This is a genomic window from Pseudomonas sp. GM84, assembly GCF_000282535.1.
Classification (GTDB): domain Bacteria; phylum Pseudomonadota; class Gammaproteobacteria; order Pseudomonadales; family Pseudomonadaceae; genus Aquipseudomonas.
This window is the reverse complement of the sequence record NZ_AKJC01000083.1, coordinates 1-25,289: the sequence shown is the minus strand read 5'-3', so window position 1 is coordinate 25,289 and position 25,289 is coordinate 1. Positions and strand designations below refer to the sequence as shown.

24 protein-coding genes are annotated in these 25,289 nt (G+C 64.2%); 12 read left to right on the top strand and 12 right to left on the bottom strand.

Features of this window, described 5'->3' with window-relative positions; all coding sequences use genetic code 11:
• Positions 1-3,841, top strand: a 3,841-nt coding sequence (locus PMI38_RS06275; protein WP_008091855.1) for an Ig-like domain-containing protein, incomplete at its 5' end; no start/stop codon positions are given.
• Positions 3,842-3,959: 118 nt separating this feature from the next.
• Here PMI38_RS06275 and PMI38_RS06270 read toward each other — a convergent pair.
• Positions 3,960-4,325 carry a YbaN family protein gene (locus PMI38_RS06270; RefSeq protein WP_008091853.1) on the bottom strand — a complete coding sequence of 122 codons (366 nt, stop codon included), beginning with the start codon at positions 4,323-4,325 and terminating at the stop codon, positions 3,960-3,962.
• Between the two features lie 7 nt (positions 4,326-4,332).
• A complete protein-coding gene (locus PMI38_RS06265; RefSeq protein WP_008091850.1) occupies positions 4,333-4,920 on the bottom strand; it encodes a YecA/YgfB family protein in 588 nt (195 codons plus the stop codon).
• A gap of 245 nt (positions 4,921-5,165) precedes the next feature.
• Between PMI38_RS06265 and recQ the strand changes: the two genes are divergently transcribed.
• Both recQ and PMI38_RS06255 read left to right on the top strand, forming a co-directional pair.
• Positions 5,166-7,310 (top strand): DNA helicase RecQ, encoded by a 2,145-nt coding sequence (recQ, locus tag PMI38_RS06260; protein ID WP_008091849.1) that lies wholly within the window; start codon positions 5,166-5,168, stop codon positions 7,308-7,310.
• 138 nt (positions 7,311-7,448) lie between these two features.
• Positions 7,449-7,886 (top strand): MarR family transcriptional regulator, encoded by a 438-nt coding sequence (locus PMI38_RS06255; protein WP_008091847.1) that lies wholly within the window; start codon positions 7,449-7,451, stop codon positions 7,884-7,886.
• A 134-nt stretch (positions 7,887-8,020) separates the two neighbouring features.
• Here the strand turns inward: PMI38_RS06255 and PMI38_RS06250 are convergent, their stop codons facing one another.
• Positions 8,021-10,207 (bottom strand): patatin-like phospholipase family protein, encoded by a 2,187-nt coding sequence (locus tag PMI38_RS06250; protein ID WP_008091845.1) that lies wholly within the window; start codon positions 10,205-10,207, stop codon positions 8,021-8,023.
• Positions 10,208-10,273: 66 nt separating this feature from the next.
• Between PMI38_RS06250 and PMI38_RS06245 the strand changes: the two genes are divergently transcribed.
• Positions 10,274-10,555: a SelT/SelW/SelH family protein gene (locus tag PMI38_RS06245; protein WP_008091843.1), complete on the top strand. Its 282-nt coding sequence runs from the start codon at positions 10,274-10,276 to the stop codon at positions 10,553-10,555.
• On the opposite strand, the gene PMI38_RS06240 is transcribed toward PMI38_RS06245, so the two are convergent.
• A complete protein-coding gene (locus PMI38_RS06240; protein WP_008091841.1) occupies positions 10,556-11,446 on the bottom strand; it encodes a DMT family transporter in 891 nt (296 codons plus the stop codon). It abuts the gene before it with no gap.
• A gap of 172 nt (positions 11,447-11,618) precedes the next feature.
• Complete coding sequence (locus PMI38_RS06235) at positions 11,619-12,392, bottom strand: helix-turn-helix domain-containing protein (RefSeq protein ID WP_008091838.1); 774 nt, start codon at positions 12,390-12,392, stop codon at positions 11,619-11,621.
• Between the two features lie 126 nt (positions 12,393-12,518).
• On the opposite strand from PMI38_RS06235, the gene PMI38_RS06230 reads away from it, so the two are divergent.
• Positions 12,519-13,331 carry a UDP-2,3-diacylglucosamine diphosphatase gene (locus PMI38_RS06230; protein WP_008091836.1) on the top strand — a complete coding sequence of 271 codons (813 nt, stop codon included), beginning with the start codon at positions 12,519-12,521 and terminating at the stop codon, positions 13,329-13,331.
• Between the two features lie 6 nt (positions 13,332-13,337).
• Here the strand turns inward: PMI38_RS06230 and PMI38_RS06225 are convergent, their stop codons facing one another.
• Complete coding sequence (locus PMI38_RS06225; protein ID WP_008091834.1) at positions 13,338-13,649, bottom strand: DUF962 domain-containing protein; 312 nt, start codon at positions 13,647-13,649, stop codon at positions 13,338-13,340.
• A gap of 153 nt (positions 13,650-13,802) precedes the next feature.
• On the opposite strand from PMI38_RS06225, the gene PMI38_RS06220 reads away from it, so the two are divergent.
• Positions 13,803-14,864, top strand: coding sequence for an AraC family transcriptional regulator (locus tag PMI38_RS06220; protein ID WP_008091832.1), 1,062 nt, complete (start codon positions 13,803-13,805; stop codon positions 14,862-14,864).
• Here the strand turns inward: PMI38_RS06220 and PMI38_RS06215 are convergent.
• The gene (locus tag PMI38_RS06215) at positions 14,821-16,275 is read right to left on the bottom strand and encodes a TrkH family potassium uptake protein (RefSeq protein ID WP_008091831.1); all 1,455 of its coding nucleotides are present in this window, start codon (positions 16,273-16,275) and stop codon (positions 14,821-14,823) included. The genes PMI38_RS06220 and PMI38_RS06215 overlap by 44 nt on opposite strands.
• A 102-nt stretch (positions 16,276-16,377) precedes the next feature.
• Here PMI38_RS06215 and PMI38_RS06210 point away from each other — a divergent pair, with 102 nt between their 5' ends.
• Positions 16,378-16,935, top strand: a complete 558-nt coding sequence (locus PMI38_RS06210; protein WP_008091830.1) for an NAD(P)H nitroreductase — start codon at positions 16,378-16,380, stop codon at positions 16,933-16,935.
• A 120-nt stretch (positions 16,936-17,055) separates the two neighbouring features.
• Here the strand turns inward: PMI38_RS06210 and PMI38_RS06205 are convergent, their stop codons facing one another.
• The 5 genes from PMI38_RS06205 to PMI38_RS06185 all read right to left on the bottom strand — a co-directional run bounded on the left by PMI38_RS06205 (position 17,056) and on the right by PMI38_RS06185 (position 20,630).
• Positions 17,056-18,396, bottom strand: coding sequence for a sensor histidine kinase (locus PMI38_RS06205; protein ID WP_043273137.1), 1,341 nt, complete (start codon positions 18,394-18,396; stop codon positions 17,056-17,058).
• Between the two features lie 60 nt (positions 18,397-18,456).
• Complete coding sequence (locus PMI38_RS06200) at positions 18,457-18,873, bottom strand: Spy/CpxP family protein refolding chaperone (protein ID WP_008091828.1); 417 nt, start codon at positions 18,871-18,873, stop codon at positions 18,457-18,459.
• 106 nt (positions 18,874-18,979) lie between these two features.
• Positions 18,980-19,657: a response regulator transcription factor gene (locus tag PMI38_RS06195; RefSeq protein ID WP_008091827.1), complete on the bottom strand. Its 678-nt coding sequence runs from the start codon at positions 19,655-19,657 to the stop codon at positions 18,980-18,982.
• A 78-nt stretch (positions 19,658-19,735) separates the two neighbouring features.
• Complete coding sequence (locus PMI38_RS06190; RefSeq protein WP_008091826.1) at positions 19,736-20,035, bottom strand: YciI family protein; 300 nt, start codon at positions 20,033-20,035, stop codon at positions 19,736-19,738.
• A gap of 1 nt (position 20,036) precedes the next feature.
• Positions 20,037-20,630: a septation protein A gene (locus PMI38_RS06185; RefSeq protein WP_043273141.1), complete on the bottom strand. Its 594-nt coding sequence runs from the start codon at positions 20,628-20,630 to the stop codon at positions 20,037-20,039.
• Positions 20,631-20,697: 67 nt separating this feature from the next.
• Between PMI38_RS06185 and PMI38_RS06180 the strand changes: the two genes are divergently transcribed.
• From PMI38_RS06180 to rluB, 5 genes are all read left to right on the top strand, one after another.
• Positions 20,698-21,558 (top strand): PHP domain-containing protein, encoded by an 861-nt coding sequence (locus tag PMI38_RS06180; RefSeq protein ID WP_008091822.1) that lies wholly within the window; start codon positions 20,698-20,700, stop codon positions 21,556-21,558.
• Positions 21,559-21,571: 13 nt separating this feature from the next.
• On the top strand, positions 21,572-22,201 hold the full coding sequence (locus PMI38_RS06175) for an L-threonylcarbamoyladenylate synthase (protein ID WP_043273139.1): 630 nt from the start codon (positions 21,572-21,574) through the stop codon (positions 22,199-22,201).
• Positions 22,202-22,326: 125 nt separating this feature from the next.
• Positions 22,327-23,052, top strand: a complete 726-nt coding sequence (locus PMI38_RS06170; protein ID WP_162130460.1) for a segregation and condensation protein A — start codon at positions 22,327-22,329, stop codon at positions 23,050-23,052.
• Positions 23,039-23,809: an SMC-Scp complex subunit ScpB gene (scpB, locus tag PMI38_RS06165; RefSeq protein WP_043273135.1), complete on the top strand. Its 771-nt coding sequence runs from the start codon at positions 23,039-23,041 to the stop codon at positions 23,807-23,809. Before PMI38_RS06170 ends, scpB begins: the two co-directional genes overlap by 14 nt.
• A gap of 258 nt (positions 23,810-24,067) precedes the next feature.
• The gene (gene rluB, locus PMI38_RS06160; RefSeq protein WP_008091813.1) at positions 24,068-25,138 is read left to right on the top strand and encodes a 23S rRNA pseudouridine(2605) synthase RluB; all 1,071 of its coding nucleotides are present in this window, start codon (positions 24,068-24,070) and stop codon (positions 25,136-25,138) included.
• Positions 25,139-25,289: the final 151 nt, after the last annotated feature.

Genomic DNA, 25,289 nt, shown 5'->3' with positions numbered 1-25,289 from the left:
CGGCAACGCGGTGGGCCAGTACGGTCAGCTTCATCTGAACGCGGATGGCTCCTACACCTACACCCTGACCTCACCGGCGAACTCGCCGACCCATGCCAACGACGGTGCCAATACCGTCTCGGAAACCTTCACTTACCGGGTCGAGGACGCGCTGGGCAACTGGACCACCAGCACCATTACCGTCACCATCGTCGACGACGTGCCGCAGGCCCATTGCGACTACGCCAGCGTCGGCAAGGGCGACGTGGTGCGCGGCAACGTGATGGACAACGACGTGGTCGGTGCCGATGTTCGCCAGGACGGCCAATACGTGGTCGGCGTGCGTGCCGGCAGCGATACCTCGACCTCGGCCATTGGTCAGCTCAACATGCAGGTCAACGGTCAGTACGGCTACCTGACCATCGATGCCCAGGGCAACGCCGAGTACCACTCCAATCCCAACATCGCTACGCCCAGGGATGCCATCGACACGTTCGTCTACACCATCCGCGATGCCGACGGCGACGAGAGCACCACCACCATCACCATCAATGTGCACAGCGCGTTGATGACCTGCGAAGACCACGACGTCACGGTCTACGAAAAGGCGCTGGACACGTACAAGGATGGCAACGACCTGGCAGCTGGTAGTGTCACGGGCAGTGACCCGGGTTCTACCCAGGAGACCGCTTCCGGCACCCTGGCCGGCTCGACCAGCGGCGGAGTCGGCGCGCTGACCTACAGCCTGGTCGGCAATGCCATGGGCCAGTATGGGCAGATCCACCTGAACGCCGATGGCTCCTACACCTACACCCTGACCTCGCCGGCCAATTCGCCGACCCACGCCAACGATGGGCCTAACACGGTGACCGAAACCTTCACCTACCAGGTGCAGGATTCGCTCGGCCACTCGACCACCAGCAGCATCGTCATCACCATCGTCGACGACGTGCCGACAGCCAACAGCGATTTTGTCAGTGTCGGCAAGGGCGACGTGGTGCGCGGTAACGTGATGTACAACGACGTGGTCGGTGCCGATGTTCGTCATGACGGCCAGTATGTGGTCGGTGTGCGTGCTGGCAGCGATACCTCGACCTCGGCCATTGGCCAGCTGAACATGCAGGTCAAAGGTCAGTACGGCTACCTGACCATCGATGCCCAGGGCAACGCCGAGTACCACTCGAACCCCGATGCCGTGGCACCGCGGGATGCGCTCGACACCTTTGTCTACACCATTCGTGATGCCGATGGCGACGAGAGCACCACCACCGTCACCATCAACGTGCACACCCACTCGCTGCAGCCCTGCACCGATGGCGGCGTGGCGGTCTACGAGAGCGCCCTTGACCTGTACAAGGATGGCAACGACCTGGCGGCCGGCAGCGTCACGGGCAGTGACCCGACCTCGCCCCGTGAAACCGCAAGTGGCAGCCTGGTCGGGCAGGTCGCAGGTGGCGTCGGGGCCTTGACCTACACCCTGGTCGGCAACGCGGTGGGCCAGTATGGCCAGATGCACCTGAACGCGGACGGCTCCTACACCTACACCCTGACATCGCCGGCGAACTCGCCGACCCATGCCAACGATGGCGCCAATACCGTCACGGAGTCCTTCACCTACCGCGTGGAGGACACGGCGGGCAACTGGACCACCAGCACCGTGACCATCACCGTCGTCGATGACGTGCCGCAGGCCCATTGCGATTTCGTCAGCGTGGGCAAGGGCGACGTGGTGCGCGGCAATGTGATGTACAACGACGTGGTTGGGGCCGATGTTCGTTATGACGGCCAGTATGTGGTCGGCGTGCGTGCCGGCAGCGATACCTCGACCTCGGCCATTGGCCAGCTCGACATGCAGGTCAAAGGCCAGTACGGCTACCTGACCATCGATGCCCAAGGCAACGCCGAGTACCATTCCAACCCCAATGCCGTGGCACCGCGGGATGCGCTCGACACCTTCGTCTACACCCTTCGTGATGCCGACGGCGACGAGAGCACGGCGACCGTGACCATCAACGTCCACGACCACTCGCTGAACCCTTGCGGCGACGGGGGCGTGGCGGTGTACGAGAAGGCGCTGGACTACTACCAGGACGGCCATGACCTGGCGGCCGGCAGTGTCAACGGCAGTGACCCTTGCTCGACCGCTGAAACCGCGACCGGCAGCCTGGTCGGACAGGTCGGTGGTGGTGTGGGGGCGCTGACCTACACCCTGATCGGCAGCGCCGTGGGTCTGTACGGGCAGATCCATCTGAATGCCGATGGTTCCTACACCTACACCCTGACGTCGCCGGCAAATTCACCGGTGCATGCCAATGACGGTGCGAACACGGTAAGCGAGTCCTTCATCTACCGCGTTGAAGACACGGTTGGGAACTGGACCACCAGCACCGTCAACATCACCATCGTCGACGACGTACCGCAGGCCCATTGCGATTATGCGAGTGTCGGCAAGGGGGGCGAGGTCAGTGGCAACGTGCTGAGCAACGACGTTATCGGCGCCGACGTGCCGAGCGATTGCGGCTACGTGGTCGGTGTGCGCGCCGGCAGCGATACCTCCACCTCGGCCATCGGCCAGCTCGGCACCCACGTGTATGGGCAGTACGGCTACCTGACCCTGGATGCCAGGGGCAATGCGGTCTACCACTCCGACCCCAACGTTGCCGCGCCGCGTGATGCGATCGACAAGTTCGTCTACACCATCCGCGATGGCGATGGCGACGAAAGCACCACGACCATCACCGTCAATGTGCATGACTACTCGATCTCCGGGTGCGGTGATGGCTATGGACGGGGGCAGGAGCGGGTGGTCGAGCGCGGCGCATTCAGCGTCGATGCCAGCAGCATGACCGCAGCGCTGGTGGTGCTGGGTTACCTGGGGGCGATGGGCAGCGCTCAGGGCAGCGCTGAAGAGGTGTTCAATGTCAGCCTGCGCAAGGGTGAAACCTTGCAGCTGAACCATGACCAGCACGATGGCAATCTGCTGATGGAGTGGAAGGACGGTGGGGGCAGCTATCAGGCCATCGCGGCTGGCGACAGCTTCACGGCCAGTCACGACGGGGTGTACAGCATTCAGCTGAGCACCCCGGCGGCTGCCAGCCAGGTGGGGGAAAGCGTCAAGCTGAGCCTGGTCCTCGACTACGCCAATGCGCAACAGCCGGTCTCGCATGACGGTGGTGCCAGTGAGCCTGGCGCTGCAGGCCTCTCCAGCGCGATGGATGTCGCGTCGCTGGAAAGCCATGAGCCCACTCATCAGGGGGCACATGACACGGCCACCTTCGTCCAGGCCAAGGGCGCAGTGACCGTCGACCTGGGCCATGAAGGGGCGCAGGACACCGGAGGTGCAGGCATCCAGACCTTGAATGGCATTCATAACCTGATCGGTTCGGACTACGGCGACACCTTGATCGGCGATAGCAGCGACAACCTGATCGACGGCGGCAAGGGCAACGACATTCTGATCGGTGGAGCAGGCAACGACACCCTGACGGGGGGCAGCGGCAACGACACCTTCGTCTGGCAGAAAGGTGACAGCGGTCATGACACGGTCACCGACTTCACGCCGGGCAGCGACAAGCTTGACCTGTCGCAGCTGCTGCAGGGCGAGCACGCCACGGCGACGTCGCTGGATGATTACCTGCACTTCAAGGTCAGCGGTGCGGGAACCAATGTGGTGTCGACCATCGAGGTCAGCAGCACGGCAGGCGCGGCACCGGTACAGACCATCGACCTGGCGGGTGTGGATCTGGCTCAGCATTACGGGGTGACGGCGGGGGCAGGTGGTGTGATCTCGGCGGGGCATGATACGGCGACCATCATCAACGGCATGCTCAATGATCATTCGTTGAAGGTGGATACGGTGTGAAGCTACTGGCCCTATCGCCGGCAAGCCGGCTCCCACAGGTACACCACAGCCCTTGAGGGCAGGGGTGTACCTGTGGGAGCCGGCTTGCCGGCGATAGGGCCAGTGCTGCCAACGCAGCTCATCCAGGCCTGCGCAAGGTCTTCTGCTTGAGGATATACAGGCTCACCAGCACCGCACTGGTGAGCATGAACGCCCGCGCCCAGAACAGCGGCACCAGGTAGCATGACAGGCCAATGCTCGCCCACATGAGCCCGATGGCGTAGACCTTGCCCTTGAGCGGAATGCCTTCGCCACTCAAATAGTCACGGATCCACGGCCCAAGTCTTGGGTGGTTGACCAGCCAATGGTGAAAGCGGGGCGAGCTGCGAGCGAAGCAGGCGGCCGCCAACAGCAGGAAGGGGGTGGTGGGCAACACCGGCAGGAAGATCCCCAGCACCCCCAGCGCGACGCTGAGCCAGCCGATGGCCAGCAACAGGTAGCGCACGGCCGACTCAGTGGTGGCGTGGTTTGAGCAGCGCCGGCTTCTCGTCAGGGGCGTGCAGCAGCAGGAACAGTGCGCTCAGCGCCTCGGGGATCTGCACGATCATGTCGTCCTGCAGGTTGGCATTGCTGGCGATGTCGGCGAACTCTGGCTGCTCGTCGAACAGGCCCGAGCCAACCATGATCGGCAGCAGCATCTCGCTGACTTCCTCTTCGGCGTTCTCGAACCAAGCTTCCTCGCGCAGGAACACGCCTTCCATGAAACCGATGCACCAGCCGCGCAGGTCGGAATCGTCCGGCTCTTCGGTCAGGTCCAGGTCGCATGGCAGGTCGAATTCATCGTCGCTGGCCAGCTGGCGGGCAATGTGGCCTTTCAGTGCCACCAGGGTCGCTTCGATCTCGGTGCGCTGGGCATCACTGGCGTAATGGGGCTCTTCGGCGAACAGCGCGTCGATCCATTCACGCTCGGGGACGTCTTCCGAGCAGATCGACAGCGCGGTCAGGTAGCCGTGGGCGGCGACGTAGTCCAGCGCTTCTTCGTGCAGCTCATCGGCGTCGAGGAAGGCTTGCAGGCGGGTCAGTTGCTCGGCGAAGGACATTACAGGGCTACCTTGGGGGAATAAACGATAGTGAATTCTAGCACCTTGCGGCGACGGCGGTGCAAAGGGAACGTCTGTCACCCGGGCATCCTGCGTGAAGCGGCACTGCGGTATACTCCGCGATTTTTCATGCAGGGGCGGGGTTTCCCGGCCATCTGGCAAAAGCCGCTTACGCATTTGGCGTGTGCGGAGCGGTTTTTTCGTCCAGCCTGTGTCCAGGATGGTACGGCGATTTGGAGTTGCACATGCTCGAACAGGCTCAGCGCGTTCTCAAGGATATCTTCGGCTACGACAGTTTCCGTGGGCGCCAGGCAGCGATCATCGAATGCGTGGCCAGCGGCGGCGATGCGCTGGTGCTGATGCCCACTGGCGGCGGCAAGTCGTTGTGCTTCCAGGTGCCAGGGTTGCTGCGCCCGGGGCTGACGGTGGTCGTGTCGCCGCTGATCGCGCTGATGGACGACCAGGTCGCCACGCTGGACGAGCTGGGCGTCGCCGCCGCGGCGCTGAACTCCACCCTGAGCGCAGAGCAGCAGCGCGACCTGGCCGGGCGCCTGCGCCGTGGCGAAGTGAAGATGCTCTACCTGGCGCCGGAGCGCCTGGTGCAGCCACGCATGCTGGAGTTTCTGCGCGAGATGGACATCGCCCTGTTCGCCATCGACGAGGCCCACTGCGTGTCGCAATGGGGCCACGACTTCCGGCCTGAATACCTGCAGCTCGGCCAGCTGGCCGAACTGTTCCCGCATGTGCCGCGTATCGCCCTGACCGCCACGGCCGACATGCGTACCCGCGAGGAGATCGTCCAGCGCCTGCACCTGCAGGGGGCCGAACGCTTCCTGTCGAGCTTCGACCGGCCGAACATCTTCTACCGCATCGTGCCCAAGGAGTCGCCGCGCAAGCAGTTGATGGCCTTCCTTGGCGAGCGCCGTGGCAATGCCGGCATCGTCTACTGCCTGTCTCGCAAGAAGGTCGACGAGACCGCGGCATTCCTCTGCGAGCAAGGCTTCCCGGCGTTGCCCTACCACGCAGGCCTGGCCGCTGAAACGCGTGCCGCCAACCAGCACCGCTTCCTCAATGAAGAAGGGCTGATCATGGTCGCCACCATTGCCTTCGGCATGGGTATCGACAAGCCCAACGTGCGTTTCGTCGCTCACCTCGACCTGCCCAAGTCGCTGGAAGCCTACTACCAGGAAACCGGCCGTGCCGGCCGTGATGGCCTGCCATCCGACGCCTGGATGGCCTACGGCCTGCAGGACATGGTGATGCTCAAGCAGATGCTGCAGAACTCCGAGGGTGACGAGCGCCACAAGCGCATCGAGCAGCACAAGCTCGACGCCATGCTGGCCCTGTGCGAAGAAACGCGCTGCCGTCGGCAGTCGTTGCTGGCCTACTTCGACGAGGTGCTCGAACAGCCGTGCGGGCATTGCGACAACTGCGTCGACCAGATCCAGACCTGGGACGCTACCGAGCCTGCACGACAGGCCTTGTCGGCGGTGTTCCGCACGGGGCAGCGTTATGGCGTGGGCCACCTGGTCGATGTGCTGCTGGGCAAGGACACTGAAAAGGTGCGCAATTTCGGCCACGAGAAACTCTCGGTGTTCGGCGTCGGCAAGACGCTCGCCGAGGTTGAATGGCGTTCGTTGTTCCGTCAGCTGGTGGCGCGCGGCCTGGTCGACATCGACCTGGAAGGCTACGGCGGCCTGCGCCTGTCCGACAGCTGCCGGCCACTGCTGCGTGGCGAGGTCACCCTGCAGCTGCGCCGCGACCTCAAGCCGCAGACCGTGGCCAAGGCGTCCTCCAGCGGCGGCAGCCCGGCCAGCCAGCTGGTGCGGGCCGAGGAGCGCGAACTGTGGGAGGCCCTGCGCACCTTGCGGCGCAAGCTGGCCGAGGAGCACAGCGTGCCGCCCTACGTCATCTTCCCCGACTCCACCTTGCTGGAAATGCTGCGCAGCCAGCCCACCAGCCTCAGCGACATGGCTCAGGTCAGCGGTGTGGGCGCGCGCAAGCTGGAGCGTTATGGCCAGGCCTTCCTCGAAGTGCTCAACGGTGCCGGTGGCACCGAGGAGGCACCGAAAGTGGTGCTCGACCTGCGCCACGAACTGGTCAGCCTGGCCCGCGCCGGCATGACTCCCGCACAGATCGCCGGTCAGCTCAACTGCAGCGAAAAGAACGTCTACAGCCTGCTGGCCGAAGCCATCGGCCGCCGGGAGCTGAGCCTGGATCAGGCACTGGATCTGCCGGAAGACTTGCTGATGGAGGTGCAGGATGCCTTCCTCGATGGCGAAGGGGAGCTGCCGCCGGTGTCGGCCATTGCGCCCCTGTTCGGCGCTCGGGTACCGGACGGCGTGCTGCACTGCGTGCGCGCAGCATTGGCGGCGGAATTCGAGTTGTGATTGAAGACATTTCGGACATCTACTGACCTGAGACACCCTTTTTGACGAATATCGGCCGTTTGTGAGGCGCCCAGCCTTGCCTGATGGCACGGGACATGGTTAGCTGGCTAATAATTAGTTCTAATCCATGAGTTACTTATGCCCCTGACCGACAACCAACACCGCTTTGGCATGCAGCTGGCCCAGATGTCCCGGGGCTGGCGTGCCGAACTGGACCGCCGCCTGGCCGGGCTCAACCTGTCCCAGGCGCGCTGGCTGGTGTTGCTGCACCTTGCCCGTTTCGAAGAGGCGCCCACCCAGCGCGAACTGGCCCAGAGTGTCGGCGTCGAAGGCCCGACCCTGGCGCGCCTGCTCGACAGTCTGGAAAATCAGGGGCTGGTGCGCCGCCAGGCGGTGCTGGAAGATCGCCGCGCCAAGAAGATCCTGTTGTGCCCGCCGGCCAAGCCGCTGATCGAACAGATCGAGACCATTGCCAATGCCTTGCGCCTGGAGCTGTTTACCGGGGTGGACGAGGCGGATCTGCAGGTGTGCATGCGGGTGCATGCGAAGATTCTGGGCAACCTGGAAAAAACCTGAATGGCTGGGGCTGCTTTGCAGCCCATTCGCGGGACAAGCCCGCTCCCACAGGCACAGTGCTGCCCATGGTTTCAGCAGTATTCCTGTGGGAGCGGGCTTGTCCCGCGAATGGGGCGCGAAGCGGCCCCAGCAACCTAGAAGGTATGCCCCAGGTTCAGATACACCGCCTGCTCATGCGCGCTGTTGGCGCCATAACTCAGGTTCAACGGCCCCAATGGCGTCTCCAGCCCCAGGAAGATGCTGGCCGCATTGATATAGCCACTGTCGAATTCGTTGTCGTTGTTCCAGACCCGCCCACGCTCCAGCGAACCCCCGATATACAGCGGGAAGTCCAGCGGCACGTAGGCGCGTGGTGTCAGGCGGCGGTAATAGACCACGCGCATCAGGCTCAGGTTCTGCCCTGATACCGAATCCTGGCGGAACCCCGACAGCTCCCGTGCACCGCCAATCACGAAGCTCGACGTCACCACATCGGTTTCGTCCAGCGTGCGTCCATAGCGTCCACCGATTACCCAACTGTTCGGCCCGCTGCTGAAGGCCTTGTCCAGATTGAACAGCCATTGTCGGTACGCGTTGTCGGAGTCCAGCGACTGGTCGTACTTGCGCAAGGTCAGGCCGATGTCCTCGCCACTGTGCGGGAAGTACACGTTGTCGAGGGTGTCGAACGAATATTTCAGCTCATAGAAGCCTTCGTTGAAACTGACCTTGGGCAGGTCCTGGTCACCGATGCGCACCTCGGCTTCGCCCCAGGCCTTGCCGGCCCCCAGGCGCACTTCGCCATAGGTGCCGATCTGCCGGCCGAAGTTGAGGCCGAAACCGTAGCGTTCCAGCCGGTATTCGGCGATCGGGTCGTCGTCCAGGGTCGCTTCGATGTTCTGTGAGCTGAAGTCCAGATAAGGCGCGATGAAATAACGCGAGCCAACGTCCAGCGGCTGGTAGAACTCGCTGTACAGTTCTTGCTGGTCACCGATCTGCGCGCGGGTGAGCCACTCGGCACCGAGCTCGTTGATGCCATTGACCCGGTAGCTGGCGCCCAGGTTGAAGGCGCTGTCACCGCGCAGGTCATCCGACAGGTTCAGGCCCAGGCGCAGGAAGTCGGTGCCGCTGCGCTTGCCACGGGCGTTGATCACCAGGGTGTTGTCATCGCCTTTGTGCACCACGCGGTATTGCACCCGGTCGAAGTAGTCCAGGCCATACAAGGTACCCATGTCAGTCTGCAGGCGATCGAGTTCCAGCGGCTCGCCAATCGGCTGGCGGATGTAGTAACGGATCACGTCGTCACTGACCTTGGAGTCGTTCTCCACCCGAATGGCGGTGATCACGGGCGTGCGCTGGCGCGGCGAACGCGCCACCGCAAGCTCCGCATCGCCTTCGGGTTGGCGAAGGGCGGCCAGGCGGGGTTCGAGCAGGAGCGCTGCGCGGTAGCCGGCTTCGATCATGTCGTGGGCGCGGCCGAAATCGGTGACACCGAAGGCAGCCAGCTGCGGCTGGATAAGGATGTCGTCGCGGTGCAGGCTGGCCAGTTGCTCCTCGGAATTGCGCCGGGTCATCAGGGTGATCGACTGGTTGAGCACATCGACCACCGTGGCCAGCTGCTTGCGGTCGCGCAGCGGTGTACCGATATCGACCACGATTGCAAGGTCAACGCCCATGTCGCGGGCCACATCCACGGGGATGTTGTCGACCATGCCACCGTCCACCAGCAGGCGGCCGTCCAGCTCTACCGGCGCGAACACCGCCGGGATCGACATGCTGGCGCGGATCACCTGGGGCAGGTGACCCTTGCTGAACACCACCTTCTCGCCACTGGCGATGTCGGTGGCCACGGCGCGAAAGGGAATCGGCAATTTGTCGAAGTCGCGGGTGTCGGCGGTGTGGGCCAACTTGCTTTCCAGCAGCAGGGCCAGGTTCTGGCCCTGGATCACGCCCAGCGGCAGGCCGAGGCTGCCGTCATCGCGAAAGCTCAGCTTCTGCTTGACCAGAAAGTCGCGGTCATCCTGCTTGCGCCTGAACGGTACGTCCTTGCGCGGCGGTGCGTCGGACAGCGCCTGTTGCCAGTCGAGCGTGGTGGCCAGTTTCTCCAGCTCCTCGACGCTGTAGCCGGAGGCATACAGCCCGCCAACCACCGCGCCCATGCTGGTGCCGGCGATGGCGTCGATGCGTACGCCCTGTTCTTCCAGGGCCTTGAGCACGCCAATATGGGCGAGGCCCCGGGCAGCACCACCGGAGAGCACCAGGCCGACCTTGGGGCGGGCGGGCTCGGCGGCGAGCACGGTGATGGAGGTGAGCGTCAGCAGAAGGCAGAACAGCAGGCGGTGCATCGTGAGTCTCAAAACCTGGGCTAAAGACCGCTAGTATAAGCGGCCCCTACCTGGAGAACCTTGACCATGGCCCACAGCAAGCCGGAAATTGTCATCACCTATTGCACCCAGTGCCAGTGGCTGCTGCGCGCGGCCTGGCTGGCCCAGGAGCTGCTCAGCACCTTTTCCGACGACCTTGCCCGGGTGGCGCTGGAACCTGGCACGGGCGGCGTCTTCCGTATTACCTGCCAAGGCGTGCAGATCTGGGAGCGCAAGGCCGATGGTGGCTTCCCCGAGGCCAAGGTGCTGAAGCAGCGGGTGCGTGACCAGATCGACCCGCAACGCGACCTGGGCCACAACGATCGCTGATCAGGCGCCCTCGGCCAGCGTGCGCTGTTTGGTTGACGGTTCGGCGGCCAGGCGGCTGGACAGCACGATGGCGAAGATGATCAGTGCACCGCCAAGCAGCATGCGCAAGGTCGGTGTCTCGGCGAACACTACCCAGGCCACGGCAATGCCGTAGACCGGCTCCATGCCGAATACCAGGGCGGCGGTGCGTGCCTTGATCACCGCCAGGCTGGCGACGAACAGGCTGTGGGCGACACCGGTGCAGAAGATGCCGAGCAGGGCGATCCACAGCCAATCCTTGGTCGCCACCGCACCCAGGCCTGGCGCGGCCACCGGCAGCAGGCACAGGCCGACCACCAGGTTCTGCCACAGCGCTGCCTGCACGGCGGGCAAGCGCCCGGAGCCGGCACGGTTGGTCAGTGACAGCAGCGAGAACAGCAGGCCCGAGAGCAGGGCCCAGAGCAGGCCTCCGGTGGCTTCGCTGGCCAGGTCGAAGGACGGCGTCACCAGGATCAGGCCGATGCTGACCAGCACCACCAGTACGGCTTCGTTGCGGCGGATGCGTTCACGGAACAGCAGGCCTTCGAGGATCACGGTGAATGCCGGGAAGCTGGCGAAGCCGAGGGTGGCGATGGCCACGCCGGCGACCTTGACGGCGATGAAGAAGCTGACCCAGTGCCCGGCCAGCAGCACGCCACCGAGCAGCAGGCGGCGCATGTCGCGCCCGCTCAGGCGTTGCCAGCCTGGGCCGGTGAGGCTGGCGAACAGGGCCAGCGCGAGCACGGCGAAAGCGGCGCGACCAAAGACGATGATGGCCGGGCTGGCGCTGGCGGCCAATTTGCCGAACACGCCGGTCAGGCCGAAGAACAGTGCGCCGATGTGCAGGGCCCCGAGGGCGGTGCGGTGGTTCATGGTGGTCCTTGCGATCTTCGTGGTATTTGCCTGCCCTATCGCCGGCAAGCCGGCTCCCACAGGTAGAGCACAGCCCTCAAGCCAGTGATGTACCTGTGGGAGCCGGCTTGCCGGCGACAGGGCCGGTACAGGCACAGTGTAAAGCGTCAGGCAAACATGATCTGTCGCCAGCCTAGCGCCCGTTATCGCCGGACTCTCGCCGCAACGCCATCGGTGTGCATCCAAACGCTCGCAGCATTGCTGCCGAAAACGCGCTCTGGGAGCTGTACCCCACCTGCGCGGCTATTTCCCCCAAAGGTAAAGATGTCTGGGTAACCAACTGCCGCGCCTTGAGCAACCGCCGCTGGCGGATGTAGTCCATCGGCGTCATCCCGCATTCGACGGTGAAGCGCGCATGCAGCCGGGCGCTGGACAGCCCTGCGATACGCGCAAGATCGGCGACCTGCAGCGGGTACGCGGCGTGGCGTTCGATATGGCTGTCGAACGCGGCATAAGGCAGCCGATGGCTGGGCGTAACCGTGGCCGAAGCCGTGGGATTCAAGCTGGCCAACAGCAGTACCGCACCTTGCCGGGCAATCAACGGGTCGTCCACCGGGCTTGCCGCCAGCCAGTCCACCAGTTGCTGCTGACGGTTGTCCAGGCCCAGGGCCGCCGGGCGGTCGAGCAGGCGGCGACTGGCGTCGGCGTGCTCACCCAGCTGCTCGTGCAGCCAATGATCGCCGGGCACATCGAGCACCAGGCAGTGGCTGCCGGTGTCACTACCACAGCTGTGATGGGTGCCGGCAGGTACGACCATGAGGCCCTGGCGAGCGACCCGCGCACCTTGCCCCTGCACCTCGAAATCCAGGCGACCCTGCAGGCCGAATACCAGCTGTGGGTGCTCGTGGCTGTGGGCGATCAGGTCGTCGCGGTAATGGCGCAGGGAAAGAATCGGGCCGGCGGTCATAGAGCGTCCTCGCAGGGCAGGCAACCATTGTGCCCCATTCCCGACCCCTCATCACCCGTCACATCGCTGCCACCAACCTGTCACCTGGGCCTGCCAGTCTCCAGCAAACAGCGCCGGAGCCCGCCCATGACCCATGTCGAACTCTCTCGCCCTTCACGCAAGCAGCGTGTGCGCACGTTGTGGATTTCCGACGTTCACCTGGGCACGCGAGATTGTCAGGCCGAACACTTGTCGCAGTTTCTCAAGGGCTATCAGGCCGATCGCATCTACCTGGTCGGCGATATCATCGACGGCTGGAAATTGCGCGGCGGCATCTTCTGGCCGCAAGCCCACACCAATGTGATCCGCCGTTTGCTGACCATGAGCAAGCGGGGCACCGAGGTGATCTACGTCACCGGCAACCACGACGAGTTTCTGCGCCGTTATTCGAAGTTGATGCTTGGCAACATTCAGCTGGTGGACGAGGCCGAGCACCTGACGGCAGATGGCCGCCGGCTGCTGGTGATCCACGGCGACCAGTTCGACGTGATTACCCGCTATCACCGCTGGCTGGCCTTCCTTGGCGACCGTGCCTACGAAGTCACCCTGGTACTCAACCGCTGGCTCAACCATTGGCGGGCGCGCTACGGCTATGGCTACTGGTCGCTGTCGGCCTACCTCAAGCACAAGGTCAAGGGGGCGGTGAACTTCATCAGCGATTTCGAGGACGCCATTGCCCACGAATGCACCCGGCGGGGTTTTCATGGGGTGGTGTGCGGGCATATCCACCATGCCGAAATCCGCAGGGTCGGCGAGGTGGAGTACCTCAACTGTGGCGATTGGGTCGAGTCGTGCACGGCATTGATCGAGCACTGGGACGGCAGCATCGAGTTGTATCGGCTGGCCGATGCCCAGGCGCGGCATGCCGGGCAGGCTGCCGCGCTGCGCGAACCTGCCTGAGGCGCCCTAGAGGCTGATGCGGCCCAGCAGGATGTCGCGAAACATCGCGAAATCGCCGATCAGGCTGTACAGCGGGTGCTTGAAGGTGGCCGGCCGGTTCTTCTCGAAAAAGAAGTGCCCGACCCAGGCGAAGCCATAGCCGAACAGCGGCACGGCCAGGAGCAGCAACCACTTGCCACTGCCGATGGTATAGGCCAGCAGGGCAATGACCAGGCTGGTGCCGACGAAGTGCAGGCGTCGGCAGGTGGGGTTGCTGTGCTCCCCCAGGTAGTACGGGTAGAACTCGGCAAAACTGCGAAACTGCGCTGTGCTGTTCATCGCAATGCTCCGGGATTATCACTTTTTGACAGGATACACGGCGTGGAGCCTGAATCGAGTCTAGAGTCACTGACGGAGCCGGCCAGTGACAATAGGCGCCAATTGAGTATCCTTAGGTTCACCGCATGAAGCGGTCAGCATAAGAAGCCTGTCATGAGTGAGAGAACCACGTCAGCCAGCTGGGCATCAGGGATCGTAAAGGCACTCGAGCTGGAAGGGCTTGATTGCCGTGCCATGTTCAAACAACTCGGGCTCGACTTCGCCGCCCTCGACGACCCGGATGCGCGTTTTCCGCAAGACTCCATGACCCGCCTGTGGCAGTTGGCGGTGGAACTGTCCGGCAATGAAGCCATCGGCCTGAACATGGCGCGGGTGGTGCGGCCGGCATCGTTCCATGTGGTGGGCTATGCGTTGATGTCGAGCCGCACCCTGGCCGAAGGTTTCGAGCGGCTGGTGCGCTATCAGCGCATCATCGCCGAAAGCTCAGACCTGAGCTTCCGCCTGGGGCCTGAAGGCTATGCCCTGATCCTTACCGTGCATGGCGATCATCTGCCGACGACCCGGCACAGCTCGGAGGCATCGCTGGCCTGCGCCCTGGCCCTGAGCAAGTGGCTCAGCGGCCGCCCCATACAGCCCAGGCGGGTGCTGATCCAGGGGCCGCAACCGAAGAACATCGAACCGTACAAGGTGGCGTTCCATTCGCCCCTTGTGTTCGGCGCCGCCCACGATGCGCTGATATTCGAACGCGCCGACATGGAGGCCCCGCTGCCAACCGCCAACGAAGCCATGGCGGTGCTGCATGACCGCTTCGCCGGCGAGTACCTGGCGCGTTTTTCCGAAAGCCGGGTAACCCACCGTGTACGCCAGGTGCTGTGCCGCATCTTGCCCCAGGGCGAGCCCAAGCGGGAGACCCTGGCCCAGGCCCTGCACCTGTCCCAGCGCACCTTGCAGCGCCGTTTGCAGGAAGAGGGCACCAGTTTCCAGGCGCTGCTGGACGACACCCGCCGCGAGCTGGCCGAGCAATACCTCGCCCAGCCAGGCATGACCCTGCTGGAAACCGCCTACCTGCTGGGTTTCGCCGACCCCAGCAACTTCTACCGGGCGTTCCGCCGCTGGTTCGACGTTACCCCAAGCGAGTTCCGCTCCCGTCTGGGCGCGGAACCCATGGTACTCAGTGACGCCAGAACGCCGGCATACACAACACCAGCACCGTGATGATCTCCAGGCGACCGAGCAGCATGCCGCTGGCGAGGATCCATTTGGCGGCATCCGGCAGCGAGGCGTAGTTGCCCGAAGGGCCGATCACTTCACCCAGGCCCGGTCCGACACCCGATACGGTGCCGGCGGCGCCCGTTAGTGCGGTCATCCAGTCCACGCCCAGCAGTGACAGCAGCAGGGCCATCACGCAGATGGTGATGGCGAAGAAGAACGAGAACGTCAGGATCGAACGCACGATCTCTTCGTCGAGGCGGTGGCCGTTGTACTTCTGCTTGATCACCGCGCGCGGGTGGATCAACTGGTTCAAGCTGGCCTTGAGCAGGATGTAGGCCACCTGGAAGCGGAAGATCTTGATGCCGCCGGCGGTGGAGCCGGAGCAGCCACCGACGAAGCCCAGGTAGAAGAACAGCATCAGCGAGAAGTTGCCCCACAGGCTGTAGTCGCCCAACGCAAAGCCGGTGGTGGTGACCACCGACGTCACGTTCAGCGCCACGTGGCGCAAGGCATCCAGCCAGTGCAGGTTGGTGGTGGCCCAGTACCAGGTGCCCAGCACCAGCCAGGTGACCACCAGCATGCCGAGCAGCCCCTGGACCTGCTGGTCGCGGATCAGCGCCTTGCGGTTGCCGCGCAGGGTGGCCACGTACAGGGTGAACGGCATGCTGCCGAGGATCATGACCACCACGGCGACCCAGTGCACCGCCGGGATGTCCCATTTCGCCAGGGACTGGTCCGAGGTGGAGAATCCACCGGTGGAAATGGCCGACATGGCGTGGTTGATCGCATCGAACGGCTTCATGCCGGCCCACCAGAAGGCCACGGCGCCGATCACCGAGAAACCGACGTAGACCCCGACAATCGACTTGGCGACCATGTGCGAGCGCGGCATGACCTTTTCCGAGCGGTCGGACGACTCGGTCTGGAACAGGCGCATGCCACCGATGCGCAGCAGCGGCAGGATCGCCACGGCCATGGCGATGAAGCCGATGCCGCCGAGCCAGTGCAGCATCGAGCGCCACATCAGGATACCCGGCGACATGTTGTCCAGCCCGCTGAGCACGGTCGCGCCGGTGGCGGTGATGCCGGACATGCTCTCGAAGAAGGCATCGGTGTAGCTGATGTGCTGGGTCAGCAAAAAGGGCAGGGCGGCGAACACGCACACCACCAGCCAACTGCTGACGGTGAGCAGGTACATGTCGCGCGGGCGCAGGTGCACATGTTCCGGGCGGCCCTGCACGACCATCGCCAGGCCGGCGACGAAGGTGATCAGGCTCGACCAGAGGAACGACGGCATGTCGCCGGTGCGCTCGAAGATCACCAGGGTCGCCATGGGTACGACCATGCTGACTGCCAGGGTGATGAGGAAGATGCCGATGATGAAACCAATGATCCTTAAGGTCGGCAAGGCCATGTGATCTGCTCTGACTCTGAACGGAAGGGCGCCATTCTACCTATGGGTCTGGTGATGTAAACGCTAGAATGGCCGCACATTTACCAGCCAGGAGGGTAGCCGATGGAGGCTCTCGACGCATTGCTCAACCGTGTTTCCGTGCCACGCCTGACCGAACCTGCGCCCAATGCTGCCCAGCGCGAGGCGCTGTTCCAGGCGGCGCTGCGGGCGCCAGACCACGGTCAACTGCGGCCGTGGCGCTTCCTGACCATCGAGGGCCAGGGCCGCGAGAAACTCGGTGAGCTGTTCGCCCAGGCGCTGCAGAACAAGGGCGAAGCGAGCCAGGCTGCGCTGGACAAGGCGCGCGCCATGCCGTTGCGTGCGCCGTTGCTGATCGTGGTGATCGCCAAGTTGCAGGACCACTTCAAGGTACCCAAGTCCGAGCAGCGCCTGGCGGCGGGCTGTGCGGCCCATGGCATCCTGATCGCCGCCCATGCGCAGGGCATCGGCGCGGTGTGGCGCACCGGCGACATGGCCTTCGATGCCTTTGTGCACAAGGGACTGGGGATGGCCGAGAACGAGGAGGTGATCGGTTACCTGTATGTCGGTACGCCGCTTGCCGAGCCGCGCACGGCGCCGGTGCTGGAGACTGCAGCGTTCGTCAGCGCCTGGGGCGAGTGATGCGGTGACTGCTTCGCGGGACAAGCCCGCTCCCACAGGTATTCCACTGAGTTTCAGGCCAGCAGGGTACTTGTGGGAGCGGGCTTGTCCCGCGAAGAGGCCGGAAAACCCGGCATCAATTCAGCTGCCAATCTCCACTGCTAGCGGCAATTCCATCCGGGCCAAGAACCCACCCTGTGGATGATTCTCCAGCACCAGGCTGCCGCCATGACGCTCCACCGCCTTGCGCGCGATCGCCAACCCCAGCCCATGTCCCGCCGCCTCCTGCCCCGGCGCGCGGAAGAACGGCTCACCCAACTGCGCCAGATGCTCCGCAGCCACCCCCGGCCCATGGTCGCGCACGCTCACCACGATCCGATCCTGCTCACGCTCGGCGCGAACCTCGATCGGCTGCCCCGGCGGATTGAAGCGCAAGGCATTGCGCAGCAGGTTGTCCACGGCCCGCTCGATCAAGGTCGGCCAGCCCTGCAGGGTCAGCCCTGGCTGTGCCTCCAGCTTCACCTCCTGCTCCGGTGCGCTGAGCTGGGCATCCTTGCGCACGCTGCCGAGCAAGGCATTCAGGTCGACGGGCTCGGCATGCGCCTGTTCGGCATCGACCCGGGCCAAGGTCAGGATCTCGCTGATCAGGTCTTCCAGGCGGTCGCACTCGCGGGTCAGGCGAGGCCAGAGTGCCTGGCGCTGATCGGCCTCGGCCCGCTCGGCCAGGGCCAGGGCGATGCGCAGGCGGGCCAGGGGGGAGCGCAGTTCGTGGGAAACATCCCGCAGCAACTGGCGCTGGCTGCCGATCAGGCTCTGCAGACGGGCCCCCATCTTGTTGAAGTCCTTGGCCAGTACGCCGAACTCATCGCGCCGGGCCGCCAGGCGGGCCAGGCTGTTCTGCTGGTAGCTGGCCTGGCCGAGGTCGTGCACGGCGCCGCGCAGGCGGCTCAGTGGACGGGTGATGGACAGGGTCACCAGCAGGCTGAACAGGGTCAGCACCACCAGGGCAATACCCAGGGCGCTCAGCGGCCAGAGCAGGCTCTCGCGGTGCCAGGCGTCCAGTTCGGGGTGAGGGATACGGTAGATCAGCAGGTAGGTTTCACCGCTCTCGGGGCTGGTGTATTCCTCGGTCAGGCGGCGCCACGGCAGGCGGCGCTGGTCATTGTGCTGGCGCGCCTCGAACGCTGCAGCACGGCGCGGGAAGGTTCCAGGCACCACCGCTTCGCCACTGTCATCGAGCACCTGCACGTCGATCTTGAAACGTTCTCTGCGCCGTTCCAGAAACATCTGCGCGGACTCTTCGCCTTCCTGTTCGTAGTGCTTGGCCCAGTGGCTGGCCAGGGTGTTGAGGCCCGGGTGGCGGCTGAGGATCCAGGCGTCCTGGTTGAGCATGTGGCCCAGCAGGATCGACAGGCCAGCGACGAGGGTGATGGCCAGCCAGAAGCTGGCCAGGATGCGCCAGAACAGAGAACGCAAGAGCACCTCCTGTAAACGGGAAAAGCCCGGCCCGCGGGGGCGCGGGCCGGGCATCGGTGGGGCAGCTTACTGGGCCTTGTTGCCTTTTTCAGCTTTCCAGGCCTGGAATTCCTTCCATTCAGCCTTGCGTGCTTCACGCGCTTTCTGCAGTTCGTCGAACTTCTTCTGCTGGTCGGGCTTGAGCAGCGCGCGGACCTGGCTTTCGGTCTTGTCGTGGCTGGCCTTGAGCTCGTCCTTCATGGCTTTCTGTTCGGCGGCTGGCAGTTTGGCCATGTAGCGTTCGGTGATGTCATGGCGGTTTTTCATCTGCTCGCCCATCAGCTTGCGGATTTCCTGGCGCTGCTCACGGCTCAGGTCCAGTTGGGCGAAAGGCGCATCACCGCGATGATGCGGGCCGTCGTGGCGCGAGCCGCCTTCAGGCATGGCCATGGCCACGGTCGGCAGGGCGGCGGCGAACATCAGGGCGATAAGGGTCTTGCGCATGGTGTCTCTCCTTTCATAGGCCGGTGGTTACCGGATGAGCTCAGTCTAGGGAGATCAAGGTCAAGCGCGGTCAGGGAAGGGTAAAGGCTCGGTAAAGATGAGCAGGTCAGAGGCTGTAGTAATAGCCACGGCTGCGCAGCGCCACGATGCGCGGGCGACCGTCGGCGTGGGGGCCGATCTTCTTGCGCAGGTTGCTCACGTGCATGTCCAGGCTGCGGTCATACAGTGTCAACTTGCGGCCCAGGCCGATTTGCGCGAGTTCCTGCTTGTCCAGCGGCTCGCCGGGTTGGCGCAGCAGGGCTTCGAGAATACGGCTTTCGGACAGGGTGAGGCTCATCTCCCGGCCGTCGATGCTGACCACGCCACGTAACGGGCTGAAGGCCAGGTCACCGATCTCCAGTTGCGTGGTGGCGGCGGCCGGGTGGCTGCGGCGCAGCACGGCCCGCAGGCGTGCGGTGAGTTCACGGGGGTCGCAGGGTTTGGCCAGGTAATCGTCGGCACCCAGTTCCAGGCCGAGAATACGGTCCAGCGGCTCGCCACGGGCCGAAAGCATCAGCACTGGCAACTCGGCATGCTCGCTGCGTAGCTGCTTGAGCAGCTCCAGGCCACTGCCGTCGGGCAGCATCACGTCCAGCACCACGGCCGCGGGTTCATGCTCGGCCAAGGCCTTGCGTGCGCTCTGGCCGTCGTGGCAGGCGCGCACGGCAAAGCCTTCCTGGGTCAGCCAGCTGCCGAGCAGCTCGCAGAGTTCCTGGTCGTCATCAATCAGTAACAGCTCGCTCATGACTCACTCAATTCAAATCGACGGCGTCTGACGTATGCGCCAGAGGTAAAGATACAGCAGGCGCCGCCAATTCTTCGGTTATGGCAAGACTTGCTTGAATGGCTTGACGATGACCTTGTCATACACGCCGGCGGCAATGTACGGATCGGCATCGGCCCAGGCCTGGGCGGCGGCGAGCGAATCGAACTCGGCGACGATCAGGCTGCCGCTGAAACCGGCTTCACCTGGATCGTTGCTGTCGATGGCCGGGTGCGGGCCGGCCAGCACCACGCGGCCTTCGGCCTTGAGCTGCTGCAGGCGCTCGATGTGCGCCGGGCGTGCGGCCAGGCGTTTTTCCAGGGAGTTTGCGACGTCGCTGGCGATGATGGCGTAGAGCATGTCAATCCTTGGTCTTGGAGGTGGAAGGGTCATCGTGCAGGTGGCGCGACAGGTACACACCCTGCGCCACCAGGAAGAGCACGGTCATGCCCAGGCTGCCGAACACCTTGAAGTCGACCCAGAAGTCCTGGAAGGTGAAGGCGACGAACAGGTTCGCCGCGCCGCAGAACAGGAAGAAGGCGATCCAGGCCAGGTTCAGGCGTGTCCACACGGCGTCGGGCAGGGTCAGGGCATGGCCCATGATGCGCTTGATCAGTACCCGGTCGCCGATGAAATGGCTGCCGGCAAAGCCCAGGGCGAACAGCCAGTTGACCACCGGCGCCTTCCACTTGAGGAAGGTTTCGCTGTGGAAGGTCAGGGTCAGGCCGCCAAACACCAGGCAGGCGATCAGCGTCAGCCACTGGCCCTTCTCAAGCTTGCGCTGGCGCAGGAACAGCGCGCCGTACACCAGCAGCGAGCTGGCGATCAGCATCGCCGTGGCGCTGTAGATGCCGCCGAATTCGAAGCTGTGGCCAGCGACTTCCATCGGGCGCGGGTCGAGCTTGTAGACGATGAAGAACAGCAGCAGCGGGATGAAATCGATGAATTGTTTCACAATGGCAGCCAGAATCAGGATGTGACGGCATAATAACAAACATCGATTCCAGCGAAAGCGCTCCTCCATGAATGTTGATCTGCACTGTCACAGCACGGCCTCCGATGGCGCCCTGTCGCCTGCGGTCCTGGTCGCCCGGGCCCATGAGCACGGGGTGCAGACCTTGTCCCTGACCGACCATGACACCCTCGAAGGCCTGCCAGAGGCGCGCCAGGCCTGTGCCGAGATGGGCATGCGCTGGGTCAGTGGCGTGGAATTGTCGTGCACCTGGGGTGGCGCGACCATCCATGTGCTGGGCTATGACTTCCCGCTCGACGCCCCACCGTTGCTCGATGCCATCACGGCTTTGCACCGGGGTCGCTGGCTGCGCGCCGAAGAAATCGACAAACGGCTGTCCGCCAAGGGCATGCCGGGTGCCCTCGACGGCGCTCGCGCCGTGCAGCAGGAGCTGGGCGACAGCGGCAACGCGCCTGCGCGGCCACATTTCGCCGAGTTCCTGGTGCGTGCCGGGCACGTCAAGGACCGTGGTGAAGCCTTTCGCAAGTGGTTGGGGGCAGGCAAGCTCGGCGACGTCAAGCTGCACTGGCCGACCCTCGAAGAAACGGTTGCCACCCTGCGTCAGTCGAATGCCTGGGTGAGCCTGGCCCATCCCATGCACTACGATCTGACCCGCAGCAAGCGCAGGCGGCTGATTGCCGACTATATTCAGGCAGGCGGGCAGGCGCTTGAGGTGGTCAATGGGATGATGCCGGCCGAGCAGGTGGGCACGATGTCCATCCTCACCCGTGAGTTCGGCCTGCTGGCAAGCGCTGGCAGCGATTTCCACGGCCCCGGCACCTGGGGCGAGATCGGTGCCTACCGGCCATTGCCCGAGGACCTGCCACCTCTGTGGCGCCGATTTAGCCATGAACAGCCTTTGGCGGTATGAACAGGACGACTACGTGAGCCAATTTTTCCAGATTCATGCGGAGAACCCGCAGGCGCGCCTGATAAAACAGGCCGTCGAAATCATTCGCAAGGGCGGCGTGGTGGTGTATCCCACCGACTCGGCATACGCGTTGGGCTGCCAGATTGGCGACAAGAACGCGATCGAGCGGGTTCGCCGCTTGCGCCAGCTGGACAAGCAACACAATTTCACCCTGTTGTGCTGCGACCTGTCGCAAATGGGGCTGTTCGCCAAGATCGATACCTCCACCTTCCGCCTGCTCAAGGCGCATGTTCCCGGGCCCTATACCTTCATCCTCAATGCCACCCGGGAAGTGCCGCGGCTGCTGATGCACGAGAAGCGCCGTACCATCGGCCTGCGCGTACCGTCCAATCCGATTGTCCTGGCGCTGCTCGAAGAACTCGGCGAGCCGTTGATGAGCGTGAGCCTGATCCTGCCGGGCGACGAAGAGCCCATGACCGATCCCTACGAGATCCGTCAGCGCCTGGAGCACCATGTCGACCTGATCATCGATGGCGGCTTCGGTGATCTCAAGGCCTCCACCATCATCGACCTGACCGGGGATGAACCTGCCTTGATCCGCGAAGGCTGCGGCGACCCCACGCCGTTCCTGGTCAGCGCGTGAGTCAGCTGGACACCCCTGAGGCACCTGGCATCGAAGCCGAATCGCCGCAGCAGTTACAGTTGGCCCTGGTCTACGGCGAAGCGCTGACCGAGATGCCGGTGGACCTGTACATCCCGCCGGACGCCCTGGAAGTCATCCTCGAAGCCTTCGAGGGCCCGCTCGATCTGCTGCTGTACCTGATTCGCAAGCAGAACATCGACATCCTCGACATCCCCGTGGCGGAGATCACCCGCCAGTACATGGGCTACGTCGAGTTGATGAAGAGCGTGCGCCTGGAGCTGGCCGCCGAATACCTGGTGATGGCCGCGATGCTGGCCGAAATCAAGTCGCGCATGCTCCTGCCGCGCTCGACCGCGATCGAGGAAGAGGAGGGCGACCCGCGCGCCGAACTGATCCGTCGGCTGCAGGAGTACGAGCGCTTCAAGGCCGCCGCCGAGGGCCTCGACGAGCTGCCGCGGGTCGGTCGTGATGTCGTCGTGCCGCGTCTTGAAGCGCCCCAGGCCAAGGTGCGCAAGCTGTTGCCGCAAGTCAGCCTGGAGGAGCTGCTGGTGTCCATGGCCGAGGTCATGCGCCGCAACGACCTGTTCGAAAGCCACCAGATCACCCGCGAGACCCTGTCCACCCGCGAGCGCATGAGTGATGTGCTGGAGCGCCTGAAGGGGGGAGGTTTTGTGCCCTTCGTCGAGCTGTTCGGCGCCGAGGAGGGCAAGCTGGGCGTGGTGGTGACCTTCATGGCGATCCTCGAACTGGTCAAGGAGTCGCTGATCGAACTGGTGCAGAATGAGCCTTTTGCGCCCATCCATGTGCGGCTGCGCGCCGAGTCTGTCGAAGAAACCGATGAACCTGAATGACCCCCGCGACCTGGCGTCGCTGATCGAGGCTTTTTTGCTCGCCTCGGGCAAGCCGCAAACTCTCGAGCGTCTGTACGAGCTGTTCGAGGAAGCCGAGCGCCCCGAGCCGAAGGTCTTCAAGAAGGCCCTGGAAGTGCTGGGCAAATCCTGCGCTGGCCGAGCGTTCGAGCTCAAGGAAGTGGCCAGCGGCTATCGGCTGCAGATCCGTGAAGATTTCGCGCCTTGGGTAGGCCGCTTGTGGGAGGAGCGTCCACAGCGTTACTCCCGTGCGCTGCTGGAGACCATGGCCTTGATTGCCTACCGTCAGCCGATCACCCGCGGTGAGATCGAGGATGTGCGTGGCGTGGCGGTCAACAGCAACATCATCAAGACCCTGATGGAGCGCGAGTGGATTCGCGTGGTCGGTCACCGTGAAGTGCCGGGGCGGCCGGCGATGTTCGCCACCACCAAGGCGTTCCTCGATCACTTCAACCTCAAGAGCCTGGAAGAGTTGCCGGCATTGGCCGAGCTGCGTGAGATGGAGCCGGAGCCGCTGCTCGATCCGGATGACGCGCCGGTGCCCGCGCATCTGCAGGCGTTGGCCGATGCCAGCCTGGGTGAAGAGGAGGGGGGTGAGGAGCCGAAGGAGGAGACCAGTTTCCGCAGCCTGCTGGTGGAGCTGGATGCCATGGAAGAGGGGCTGAAGACCGATTTCGATGATTTGCGCGAAGAAGAGCCCGAGGCCTCGGTGGAGGACGAGGGCAAGTTGCAGCCCTGAGCTTTCTGTTGTCATCGCCGGCCCTTTCGCGGGGCAAGCCCGCTCCCACAGATTCTCCGTTGCCCTGTGGGAGCGGGCTTGTCCCGCGAAGAGGCCGGTACTGGCTCCACAAAACCACTGGGCAGATAATCACGCCCACCCTGACAAAACCCACTACCCTCCAGTGCGTTCCCCCACCGAACCGCGTATGATGCGCGACCTTTTGACGCGTGTGCCGCCAGAACCTGATTTTTCATTCCTACACCGGGAGGTGCCCAGATGAGTGAGCAAGACCTGCAAAATACCGAAATCACCCCGCCAGCCGGCGAAAAGCTGCAGAAAGTGCTGGCGCGTATCGGCGTGGGCTCGCGCCGTGACGTCGAGGCCTGGATCAGCCAGGGCCGCATCAAGGTCAACGGCGTCGAGGCCACCCTCGGCCAGCGCGTCGACCTGCATGACGCCATCGCCGTCGACGGCAAGCTGATCAAGCGTGAGGAGGCTGCCGAGGCCACCCGCCGGGTGATCATGTACAACAAGCCCGATGGCGAGATCTGCACCCGTGACGACCCGGAAGGCCGTCCGACCGTGTTCGACCGCCTGCCGCGTCCGAAAGAAGGCCGCTGGATCAACATCGGCCGCCTGGACATCAACACCACCGGCCTGCTGCTGTTCACCACCGATGGTGAGCTGGCCAACCGCCTGATGCACCCGTCCTACGAGATGGACCGCGAGTACGCGGTGCGTGTGCGTGGCGAGGTCGACGACGAGATGATCGAGCGCCTGAAAGCGGGCGTGATGCTCGAAGACGGTCCGGCCAAGTTCACCGACATCCAGAAGGCACCGGGCGGCGAAGGCTTCAACCACTGGTACCACTGCGTGGTGATGGAAGGTCGCAACCGCGAAGTTCGTCGCCTGTGGGAATCCCAGGGCATGGTGGTCAGCCGCCTCAAGCGCGTGCGCTTCGGCCCGGTGTTCCTCAACTCCGACCTGCCGATGGGCCGCTGGCGTGAAATGAGCCAGGGCGAAATCGACATCCTGGCCGCTGAAGTGGGCCTGCAGCCGGTGGCGCTGCCTGCCATGAACCTCAAGGCCAAGGACAAGATGGAGCGCCTGCAGCGCAAGTCGAGCCGTCCATTGGGCCGTGGCGAGCGCGTGCGCAACCTGCGCCCGTCGCATGAAGCCGGTGCTGCTGCTCCTGCCGAGCGCCCTGCACGCCAGCCGCGTGAAGAAGCACCCCGCAAGAGCCGTGGCAGCGCCGTTGCCGAGCGCCCGAGCGACATGCGCAAGCGCCCAGCCAAGCCTGATGGTGGCAAGCCAGCAGGTCGCGGTCGCGGCAAGCCGCGCGGCTGATCTGCATCGGCCATGATGAAAAGCCAGCCTCCGGGCTGGCTTTTTTTTGCCTGCACGTGCTCGCCATGGTTTTTTTGGGGTATTTGAGATCGAGCGCCGCCCGCGCGGCGCATCGCGAGCAAGCTCGCTCCTACATTTGTTGCAACGTGCC